Source organism: Pseudanabaena sp. 'Roaring Creek' (genome assembly GCF_001402795.1).
Lineage (GTDB): Bacteria > Cyanobacteriota > Cyanobacteriia > Pseudanabaenales > Pseudanabaenaceae > Pseudanabaena.
In genome coordinates, this window is sequence record NZ_LIRE01000471.1 from 1 (window position 1) to 2039 (window position 2039).

The following is a 2039-nucleotide window of genomic DNA, read 5'->3' on the forward strand; positions in this document are numbered from 1 at the left end:
CTCTATTGGGTTTGATGTCATAACTTAAAAGATGAGTTGCGGCGCTTCGCGCCACCACCCATCTTTTTACTTTGCGTTAGCTGTAATTATTTTGCTACGCGACTGTCAAAATCTCGATCCATGCAATTTATTAAGAAATCTGAAATAATTTGTGACACCTCTTCAAAACGCTTTACCGATAGATTTGATGAATGAGCCGTCAGCACTCCATGGGCAAAAATATGTCTCGTACATCTGGCTAAAAAACTAATATTGACATCTTTGCCCTCGATAAAATCGCGCATCATTCTTTTTAAAGCAACCCCCTCTAAATGTTCTTCTAAAAAGCTAGAGAAAGTATGTTTGGGATCTAATCTACGGATCTCTTGGATGATCGTGGTTTGAGACTGTTCATTTTGCCAAGCTTCTAATTGGGTTTCCTGACTGGGATTTAAGCCAATGATGCGACAGTATGTTTCAAAGGCTGTATAGGTAAGAAAGATTCTCGTAATCGCTGAATAGAGTTGGGGTGTAAGCGGACTAGCGTAATGATCGCCTAAATCCAGTTTCTTAAAACTCTTGGCTAGGCGAAAGCGAGCAGCCCATCTTGCTAAGCGATCGAATTTATTCCCTAGTTCTACCGAAACCTGACGATCAGATTGATTGACTTGTGTAGCGAAACGTCTCCATGCTTTAGGATAGTTTTTCTTGGACATAGATATAGCCAAATACAGGCTTTTTGCGAAGTTATTGGAATTTATTAATTAATATAGCGCCATATCACTTCTAAAATACATATTGCTGATGTAGGCATGAAACAAGCGGCTTTCAAGAACTAAGTAGCTAAAGAGAGAGTACCGCCAGCATAGCGAGCGGTACTCTCTCTTATTTTGGTTTTTAATTATGCCGACTACATGCAGTTGGAGAGGTTTTGATGAATCGAATCGAGAAACTCGTCGATAAATTTTGACCAGCCAATCACAATAACTTGGTTATGGGTGAGTTTCGCAGGATCGATATCTTCATAGCCAAATCCGATTTCGCGACCTGTCAGATCGCAACAAACTAACCCAGCGGCTTTGGCGATCGCCAGAGGACCAACGGTATCCCAGAGCTTCACGCGCCGATTGAGATAGATATAAGCGTTTGCACGACCTTGAACCACTTCCATTACCTTTAAGCCAAAGCTACCGAGACTGTAAAACTCCACATTGGGAACGGCTGTACGAATCGCCTCACCATAGGCAAGATCGTCTTTTTTACTGACAATTACGCGATCGCTACTTGCTCCCTTGGGCGGCATAGAAGGCAAAACTTCAGGGATATGACCATTGGCAACCGTGAATAATCCATTAACAGCAGTTCCGCCAAAATATAGGCGATCGCTCTTTGGGGCATAGATCCAGCCGAGAACTGGCTGAGATTGCTCTAAAACCCCTACCATCACCGAATAGAATTCCCGCCCATGAATAAAATCATCAGTACCATCAATCGGATCGATGAACCAATATTTCTGACTAGATGCTTGTTTTTCTTGCCATAGTTCTGGCGATTGCAGGTTTTCTTCGCTAATTACCACATCATGGGGAAACCATGCCTGAAACTTTTGTCTTAATAGTAAATCGAGTTCGCGATCGACATTAGTTACATAATCATCAAAACCTTTTTCATCAACTTGAAAACCTCTCTCTCTCAGATGAATCGCTTTTTGACCGATCTCGCGGATAAAATGACAGATTTCAGTTTGCAGTATGGGATTCATAATCACTAAAAAGAATAGGTAAAACCCGATAATTTACAAAAATCTTTGCTAAGCAAGTTTTTTATAAGTAGCTAGGCGCAATTAAAGATAAAACCCCAAGATCTACGCTGCGCTTGCGCTACAGGTCTTGATTCTGGGTTTTAATTATGCCCAGATACTTACCAATTCACAAAAGTGTGGCAACACTTTTGTGAATTAGAGCTATATTCACTTAAGTCAGGACATTAAACCCAATAGAGAGTTGCGGCGCGAAGCGCCGCAACTCTCTATTGGGTTTGATTTTTGTCCTAACATTACT

General features: G+C 41.3%; 2 protein-coding genes. Both read right to left on the reverse strand.

The features are described 5' to 3' along the window. Nucleotides 1-86: 86 nt before the first annotated feature. Nucleotides 87-695: a hypothetical protein gene (locus AC805_RS14990; protein WP_055076169.1), complete on the reverse strand. Its 609-nt coding sequence runs from the start codon at nucleotides 693-695 to the stop codon at nucleotides 87-89. Between the two features lie 194 nt (nucleotides 696-889). Continuing rightward, nucleotides 890-1741: a 3'(2'),5'-bisphosphate nucleotidase CysQ gene (locus AC805_RS14995; RefSeq protein WP_055076170.1), complete on the reverse strand. Its 852-nt coding sequence runs from the start codon at nucleotides 1739-1741 to the stop codon at nucleotides 890-892. Nucleotides 1742-2039: the final 298 nt, after the last annotated feature.